Genomic DNA, 7826 nt, shown 5'->3' with positions numbered 1-7826 from the left:
ATATCTAGGAATGATTAAATTAGCTTGTACTTTTATTTGGCTTCGATGAAAATTTATTTTTGTGCACAGAACCTATTAAAATACTTATAATTTTATACAAACACATTGTTTAACTATAGCTATTCATAGCAACTTTCTTACTTAAAAATATTATAGTTCTTCTATTATTCAACTGTTACAGACTTAGCTAAATTTCTCGGTTGATCAACATCTGTACCTTTAATTATAGCAACATGATATGAAAGAAGCTGAAGAGGTATTGTAAACACTATTGGTGCACTAAAATCATGGCCACCATCTAACTCTAGTACAATGCTATTATCAAAATTCACTCTCTCCTTAATAGCTTTATCAACAAAAAGTATTAGTTTACCACCTCTGGCATGAACTTCTTGAAGATTTGAAAGTGTTTTATCTAATAAATTATCATTAGGTACTACTGCTACTATTGGCATATTTTTATCAACTAAAGCTAATGGTCCATGTTTTAACTCCCCAGATGGATAAGCTTCTGCATGGATATAAGAGATCTCTTTGAGCTTTAAAGCTCCTTCAACAGCTATAGGGAAATATAAGCCCCTTCCAAGAAATATCGTATGCTCTTTGTCTGAGAAATACTCACTTATTTCATCTATTTCAGGATCTAGCTTCAAAGCTCCCATAGCTAAGGCTCGAGTATTCTTGAGCTCTTGAATATATTTTGTAATCTCAGAATCTGATAGGCTTTTTCTAAGTTTAGCCATCTCCAGTGTAAATATTGCTAGAGCTATTAGCTGAGTAGTAAATGCTTTGGTAGATGCAACACCTATCTCAACACCTGCTTTTGTCATAAATGCTATATCAGACTCTCTCACTAATGAGCTATTGGGTACATTACATATACACATACTTCCAGCATAACCTTGATTTTTACTCTTTCTGAGAGATTCTAAGGTATCCGCTGTCTCACCTGACTGAGATATACTCACAAATAAAGAGCCATCGACAACGACATTATCTCTATATCTAAGCTCACTTGCAATCTCAACACTGCATGGAATCTTGGCATATTTCTCTATCCAATACTTAGCCGTCATCCCAGCATTATAACTTGTACCACAAGCTACAATACATATATGCTTAGTTTTCTCAAATAACTCTTTTGCTCTATTATCAAAATTTTCTAGTGTGATTTCATTATCATCCTTTAATGATGCTGAAATTGTATTTGAAATAGCTTCAGGCTGCTCGTATATTTCTTTAAGCATATAGTGCTTATAGCCATCTTTTGATGCACTAGAAGTTGAATAATTATATTCTTCAACTTCAAGATTTTTTGGAATTCCTTGTGCATCAAAAACATCAACCTCATCCTTAGAAACTATTGCAATATCACCTTCATCAAGATAAGAAAACTTATTTGTTACTGGCAATAAAGATAAAGTATCTGATGATACAAAATTCTCATCAATACCCACACCTATAACTAAAGGTGATCCAGAACGCACTGCTACAATTTTATCAGGAAAATTTTGCGATATAATTGCTAAAGCATAAGCTCCTTTTAACAAAGCTATAATACGCTTAACATTACCTATTATAGATTCTTGAGTATTCCACTCTCTATCTAACAAGTGCGCAACGACTTCTGTATCAGTATCTGATTTAAAGCAATAACCATCCGCTATTAATAATTTTTTAAGCTCAGAAAAGTTTTCTATAACACCATTATGTACTATACAGAAGTTCTCTGATGCATGAGGGTGAGAGTTTTCTTTTGATGGTTTACCATGAGTAGCCCATCTTGTATGTGCTATACCAATATTGCCTTTGAAGTCTGCTAAAGTATGTACTGATTTTTCAAGCTCAATAACTTTACCAACTTCTTTGCATATATCTATATTTTTTTGATTATCAACTATAGCTAAACCAGCTGAGTCATAGCCTCTATATTCTAGCTTTTTTAAGCCTTCAATTAAAATATTTGTAACATTTCTTGTTGAGTTTGCGCCAACTATTCCACACATAATAAAATCCTATTAACTATGTTATTTGTCAGTTTTTTTCACTGGTCTTTCCCAACTATCGATATGACGCTGTCTAGCTCGAGATATTGCTAAATTATCAGCAGGCACATCTTTTGCTATCGTAGAACCTGCACCAACAGTTGCGCCTTGTCCTATACTTACAGGAGCTACTAGTTGAGAATCAGAGCCAATAAATGCATAGTCCTCAATTACAGTTTTATGTTTATTTACACCATCATAATTACAAGTAATAACTCCTGCTCCAATATTACAATTTGAGCCTATTTCACTATCTCCAAGATAAGTTAAATGAGATGCTTTTGAACCTTTACCAAGAACAGTTTTCTTTGTCTCAACAAAATTACCAATAACCGCTTCTTCTTTTATATCACAGTCTGGCCTAATTCTCGCGAATGGACCAACAATAGCTCCTTTTCTTACAATAGACCCATCAACCATAGTATTTGCTTTAATTTTAACATTATCCTCAATAGTACAGTCTTTTAAGATACAATTTGCCCCAATAACAACATTATCACCAAGCTTTACATTACCTTTTATAATTACATTAATATCAAGCCAACAATCTTTACCTACATCCAAATGACCTCTTACATCAAATCTGTTTGGATCAGCAATACTTACACCTTTAGCCATAATCCTATCAGCTATTGTTCTTTGCCAAGTTCTCTCAAGGTCTGCAAGCTGCTGTCTATCATTAACCCCTAATATTTCAAATTCATAAATTGGGTGGGTTACATTTATAGACAAACGATCATTTTTAGCAAACGTGACAATATCTGTTAAGTAATATTCTTTTTGAGCATTATTAGCTTCTAAGTTAGGTAACCATTTTTCTAAGAGATTCTTATGTGCACAATAAATACCAGTATTTATCTCTTTTATTTGACGTTGCGCATCATTTGCATCTTTTTCTTCAACAATCTCAGATACTGCGCCAAACCTATCTCTTACTATTCTTCCTAGACCTTTAGGATTTTCAACAAATGCAGTTAAAACACCCAAATCATAATCATGAGTAGTAGACACAAGGTTATCTAAAACCTCTGCTGATATTAATGGAACATCTCCATATAAAATTAAAACTTTCTGACTTTTTAAGTGTGATAGTGTTTGTAATACAGCATGGCCAGTCCCTAACTGCTCTTCTTGATATACAAATGTTATACCTCTACCAGCCAAAACATCTTCAACCTGCTCTTTTAAATGCCCCGTCACAACAACAATATTCTCAGGATTCAACCTTTCAACAGATTCAACAACATGCTTTATAAGGGGTTTCCCTGCCAGTGTTTGCAAAACTTTTGGTTTGTTTGAGTTCATTCTAGAACCCTTACCTGCAGCTAAAATTACAACTGATAAATTCATAATGTAAAAATCTCCCTATTATTTATTTTTATAATAGTTTTCTAGTAAAACTGTAATAATTTGATAGTGATCTTCTAGCATTCTATCACACATCTCATTAAGAATTGACCTGATAGGAACCCATTTAGCATTTTTTGCATCATCTGCTGCTTTAATATTGGGTAATTTTGACCATTTCTCAAATACAAATAACCCTACATGACTAATTGTTCTACCTCGAACTGATCGAGATGGATAATCAAAAACTTTCTCAGATCTTTTGGCTATAGCCAACTGCTCAACTGTTAAATCAATATTTGTTTCTTCAAGTAATTCTCTAGTAATTGCTTGAGATACTGTTTCTGTATACTCTAAGAAACCTCCTGGTAATGCCCAGAGATTCTTTCCTGGGAAACCATTTCGCTGAACCAAAAGTATATGATCATTTACTATTACTAAGGCATCTACAGTTACTAAAATTGGTTTGTATGGTGCAGGTTTCCATGATTTCTTATAGTCTATGACATAGTCATTCTCTTGTACTAAATCATTATAGCTTTGTGTTTTCATAAAATCATTAAGAAACTTATATGTGGCTATATTAGGATCCTGACTGCACATGTAATCAGCTTTAATAAAACCTTTATAAAACTCTAATCTAAAATCTGTTGCATTATAATTTTTATAATTATCGACAGCGACAAACCCCCATTCAGGAAAACTTTCAAGATAATAGCTAGAATCATCTTTTATATGCCCCACAATAGCTACTGTTTGACCTTGTTTAGCATGCTTAGCAACATTATTACGCAAAGCTTGTTCCCATTTTTGTTCTTCATAAAAAAAATCTGCCAAAGGCTCTATCATAACCCTAGATAAGTTGACTCCTGAGATTTTCAAATCCTCTTCAATCATAAACTTTCTTTGCTCGAATGAGAAAGGATTCTTAATATTAGGGGCATTAAAAGAGCTACCAACATTTATGATAACCCTCTCACTTTTTGAAAGAGCCACTAAAATATTATGCAAATGTCCTTTATGGAAAGGCTGAAACCTCCCTATAAATACTGAGATATCATACATTTTAATTACCTATGTATTTAATACTTGAGCTTGTGTATCACTATCATAAACTGTTCCACCTGCTGGTGCAGTATATTGAGTATAGTCTTGACCTGATTGATTTTGTTTCTGCTGCGAGTTTGCTTTATCCATAGTTCTATCATAAGAGCTAAAGAAAGTTCCTTTCTTCAATGATCCTGCAAACCCTTCCACACCTTGCTTACTAGATTTCTTATCTGCTGCTCCTAGCTCTGCTTCAGTTTGCTTAACTATCTTGATATTAGCATTACTCTTAAGCTTAGTGTCATTTAACGCTTTACGTATTTGACTCAATAGTTTAACACTTTGATTTATATGATCTGGGGCTAGAGTTTTACCATCGCCTGTAAATACGCTTTCAACTTTTACTAAACTTGAAAGATCATCTACTTTACGAGCTTTAATAACAAATATCAAATTCTTTTTAGTATCTTTAACTCTTATAAGATTACCTGCTAATATCTCATCTTTTACGGATAGCAACTTATAATCTTTTGGCCTTTTTTTGAAATACTCTTCTAGTAAATTCAAAGTTATAGCTATAGGCTCTCTGAATACCAGTTTCAATGCTCCTGTACTATCATAAAGAACACTTATAGAAACTTCTGCAATTTGATCATCAATAATCTTAGACATATTAAACTTATCAGAATAATTAGACGGAAGCATTTCTTTCTGAGCTTCACTAACTTGTGATTTAGCGTATTTATTATTTCCTTCTGGAAGCTTAAGTGCTGGTTTTATTGCATTACCATTTAACCCTGCTGGTATTTTTAAAGGTTGCTCTTCTTTAACTTGAACTCTTGCATAATCATATTTTCTATTTCTAAATGGCATACCACTTACAGTTTCTGATAGATTTTCATATGAAAAATCATTATCAACACTATTTGTTGAACAATCTTGCAATAGGAAAGCAAAGCCTAACATTACAAGTATTTTAGATATATTTTTCATTATTTTAAATTCATATGATTTGAATGATTAAGTTAGCTAAATATTATAACACAGTGATATACTAATATATAAAAAGGTTTTAGTAATAAACATGAGTATACCTAATGAAAGATAACTTATTTATATTTTTACAATATTTATTGCCACATGGTTTAACATCAAGATTAGTAAGTAATCTTGCTGAGTCAAAAAATAAGGCTATAAAAAATTACTTAATCAATTTAGCTATAAAGAAATTTAAAATAAATATTGATGAAGCAAAAGAAACTGATCCTAATAATTACTTATCTTTTAATGACTTTTTTACAAGAGAGTTAAAAAATGGAGTAAGACCTATAAATACAGATCCAACTATCATTACATCTCCTGCAGATGGTGTCTTAAGTGAGTTTGGAAATATAGAAAATGGCACACTTATTCAAGCAAAAGGAAAATCTTTTACCCTAGAATCACTAATAGCAAATAATTCCCATAGTGATTTTACAAAGTTTGCAACAATATACTTATCACCTAAAGATTACCATAGAGTTCACATGCCTATAGATGGTAAATTAACCAAAATGGTTTATATACCTGGCAAACTTTATTCTGTTAATAAATTAACGACAAGTAAAATAGATAATCTATTTGCAAAGAATGAAAGATTAGTTTGTTATTTTGATACGCAAATCGGTGAAGTAGCTGTAATTTTTGTTGGTGCTCTTCTTGTTGCAGGTATAGAAACCGTATGGCATGGTAAAGTTGCTCCTAGCTACTATAAAGATATACAAACTTGGGATTATAGTAGTGATAATTATAATATTGAATTTAAAAAAGGTGATACAATTGGCTGGTTTAATTATGGATCAACTGTTATTGTTCTAACACCAGGAGAAAAAGTATCTTTTAACTTTGAAGAAAATAATTCAAATATAAATGTTAATCAAGATTTAGCTTTTATAGTAGAGTAAAGATTTACATTTATCCAACAACGGCTGAATATGTTTGTTTTTGTAAGATTTTCTGATTTACACTCATTAACATAAGCAACTTCCCTATTAAGGTCAGCACTATCTTCATTTAATCTAAATCTAGGCGGTAATTTAATATCGAATCTCTTTGCCCATTTTCTGATAGTCACATGCTTAAAACCTAATACTTTTTCAGCATCTTGATAACTTAAACCTTCTCTTTGACACTTTAATAACATTTCTCGTGCTGAACACTTAAATTTATCTTCAACTATCTGTTCAAAGTTTCCTGAGTATTGATTTGCCATAACATTGAGCCTCCTTTAATATATAATTAAAAAGCAAATGACTCCCCCCAACAAAAAAATGTATTCTTTTTTATATTATTATTGAATACTATGTATTATCAGTCACATTACTTAAATTATATTTATTTAACATAAATAACGTTCTCTTAATAATTAAAAATTAATTTAAAAATAAGGAACTGATAATTATTTTTTCATAAATTTCACCCATAATCAATAATAATTTAATTTATTAATAATATTTTTATAATTTTAATTAATTTAATACTAATATAAAGGTGATTTTATACTATTCTCTTTACTATAAATATTGCATTAGTTCTTCATATTGTCTTCTATAACTAATATAATCATGTACAGCATATTTAATTAATATTACAAACATGGATATAAATCATATTTTAATAACTATATTAATGGCCGGCATTCCATTAATATTTGCTATAACAATGCATGAGGCCGCTCATGGACTCATAGCAAAGTTACGTGGTGATAACACTGCATACAACCTTGGTAGAGTTACTTTAAACCCAGTTTCACATATAGATCCTATTGGAACTCTATTATTACCAGCAATAATGTTATTATCATCTATAGCAGCTGGTTTTCCTTTTATATTTGGCTGGGCAAAACCTGTACCTGTAAACTATAACAACTTAAAAAAACCTAAACTAGACATGGCTCTAGTTGCTTTAGCAGGACCTTTAGCAAACTTTATAATGGCAATACTATGGGCCGTAGTAGCAAAATATATAACTTTACATCCATATATACAGGGTATGGCTTTTTACGGCATTATGATAAACATAGTACTAATGATTTTAAATCTAATACCTATCCCTCCGTTAGATGGAAGTAAAATTGTAACAGCTTTTTTATCTCCATCATTAGCACTTAAATATAATAGTATGCAAAGATATGGATTTTTTATTTTACTTGCTTTAATAATTATTCCTTTTAACGGCTCAAATTTATTATTTTCTATTATGAAACCATTTATAGTAGCAATTACAAGTTTTATTCAATTTATAGTTTTCTAAAAGTCTAGCTAAAATCTAATTTAACCTCAGTTCGGAATTAAAAGCATTGTAAATTAAGGGTTTAGTAGTGTTTTTAGGTTAAAATAAGCGAAAAAC

General features: G+C 31.1%; 7 protein-coding genes. 2 read left to right on the top strand and 5 right to left on the bottom strand.

Features of this window, described 5'->3' with window-relative positions; genetic code table 11:
* Positions 1 to 164: 164 nt before the first annotated feature.
* From glmS to AB8E56_RS10845, 4 genes are read right to left on the bottom strand one after another with little or no spacing between them, the layout of a single operon-like run.
* A complete protein-coding gene (gene glmS / locus AB8E56_RS10860) occupies positions 165 to 2006 on the bottom strand; it encodes a glutamine--fructose-6-phosphate transaminase (isomerizing) (protein WP_329481013.1) in 1842 nt (613 codons plus the stop codon).
* Between the two features lie 21 nt (positions 2007 to 2027).
* Positions 2028 to 3395, bottom strand: a complete 1368-nt coding sequence (gene glmU, locus AB8E56_RS10855) for a bifunctional UDP-N-acetylglucosamine diphosphorylase/glucosamine-1-phosphate N-acetyltransferase GlmU (protein WP_329481011.1) — start codon at positions 3393 to 3395, stop codon at positions 2028 to 2030.
* An 18-nt stretch (positions 3396 to 3413) separates the two neighbouring features.
* Positions 3414 to 4457, bottom strand: coding sequence for a bifunctional nicotinamide-nucleotide adenylyltransferase/Nudix hydroxylase (locus AB8E56_RS10850; RefSeq protein ID WP_329481009.1), 1044 nt, complete (start codon positions 4455 to 4457; stop codon positions 3414 to 3416).
* A gap of 9 nt (positions 4458 to 4466) precedes the next feature.
* Entirely contained in the window at positions 4467 to 5432 is a 966-nt protein-coding gene (locus AB8E56_RS10845; RefSeq protein ID WP_329481007.1) for a hypothetical protein, read from the bottom strand.
* Positions 5433 to 5536: 104 nt separating this feature from the next.
* On the opposite strand from AB8E56_RS10845, the gene asd reads away from it, so the two are divergent.
* Positions 5537 to 6382 carry an archaetidylserine decarboxylase gene (gene asd / locus AB8E56_RS10840; protein ID WP_329481005.1) on the top strand — a complete coding sequence of 282 codons (846 nt, stop codon included), beginning with the start codon at positions 5537 to 5539 and terminating at the stop codon, positions 6380 to 6382.
* Here the strand turns inward: asd and AB8E56_RS10835 are convergent.
* Positions 6355 to 6690: a hypothetical protein gene (locus tag AB8E56_RS10835; protein ID WP_150468451.1), complete on the bottom strand. Its 336-nt coding sequence runs from the start codon at positions 6688 to 6690 to the stop codon at positions 6355 to 6357. The two genes, asd and AB8E56_RS10835, sit on opposite strands and share 28 nt — an antisense overlap.
* Before the next feature lie 383 nt (positions 6691 to 7073).
* Here AB8E56_RS10835 and AB8E56_RS10830 point away from each other — a divergent pair, with 383 nt between their 5' ends.
* Positions 7074 to 7730: a site-2 protease family protein gene (locus tag AB8E56_RS10830; RefSeq protein ID WP_329481002.1), complete on the top strand. Its 657-nt coding sequence runs from the start codon at positions 7074 to 7076 to the stop codon at positions 7728 to 7730.
* Positions 7731 to 7826 lie beyond the last annotated feature (96 nt).

This window comes from Francisella sp. 19X1-34 (assembly GCF_041102755.1).
Lineage (GTDB): Bacteria > Pseudomonadota > Gammaproteobacteria > Francisellales > Francisellaceae > Francisella.
The sequence above is the reverse complement of the archived record's forward strand: the minus strand, read 5'-3'. Positions and strand labels throughout refer to the sequence as shown.

Excerpts from the sequence above, each read along its gene's own strand:
- glmS (WP_329481013.1), bottom strand. The coding sequence starts at position 2,006 with ATGTGTGGAATAGTTGGCGCAAACTCAACAAGAAATGTTACAAATATT.
- glmU (WP_329481011.1), bottom strand. The coding sequence starts at position 3,395 with ATGAATTTATCAGTTGTAATTTTAGCTGCAGGTAAGGGTTCTAGAATG.
- AB8E56_RS10850 (WP_329481009.1), bottom strand. The coding sequence starts at position 4,457 with ATGTATGATATCTCAGTATTTATAGGGAGGTTTCAGCCTTTCCATAAA.
- AB8E56_RS10845 (WP_329481007.1), bottom strand. The coding sequence starts at position 5,432 with ATGAAAAATATATCTAAAATACTTGTAATGTTAGGCTTTGCTTTCCTA.
- AB8E56_RS10830 (WP_329481002.1), top strand. The coding sequence starts at position 7,074 with ATGGATATAAATCATATTTTAATAACTATATTAATGGCCGGCATTCCA.
- AB8E56_RS10835 (WP_150468451.1), bottom strand. The coding sequence starts at position 6,690 with ATGGCAAATCAATACTCAGGAAACTTTGAACAGATAGTTGAAGATAAA.
- asd (WP_329481005.1), top strand. The coding sequence starts at position 5,537 with ATGAAAGATAACTTATTTATATTTTTACAATATTTATTGCCACATGGT.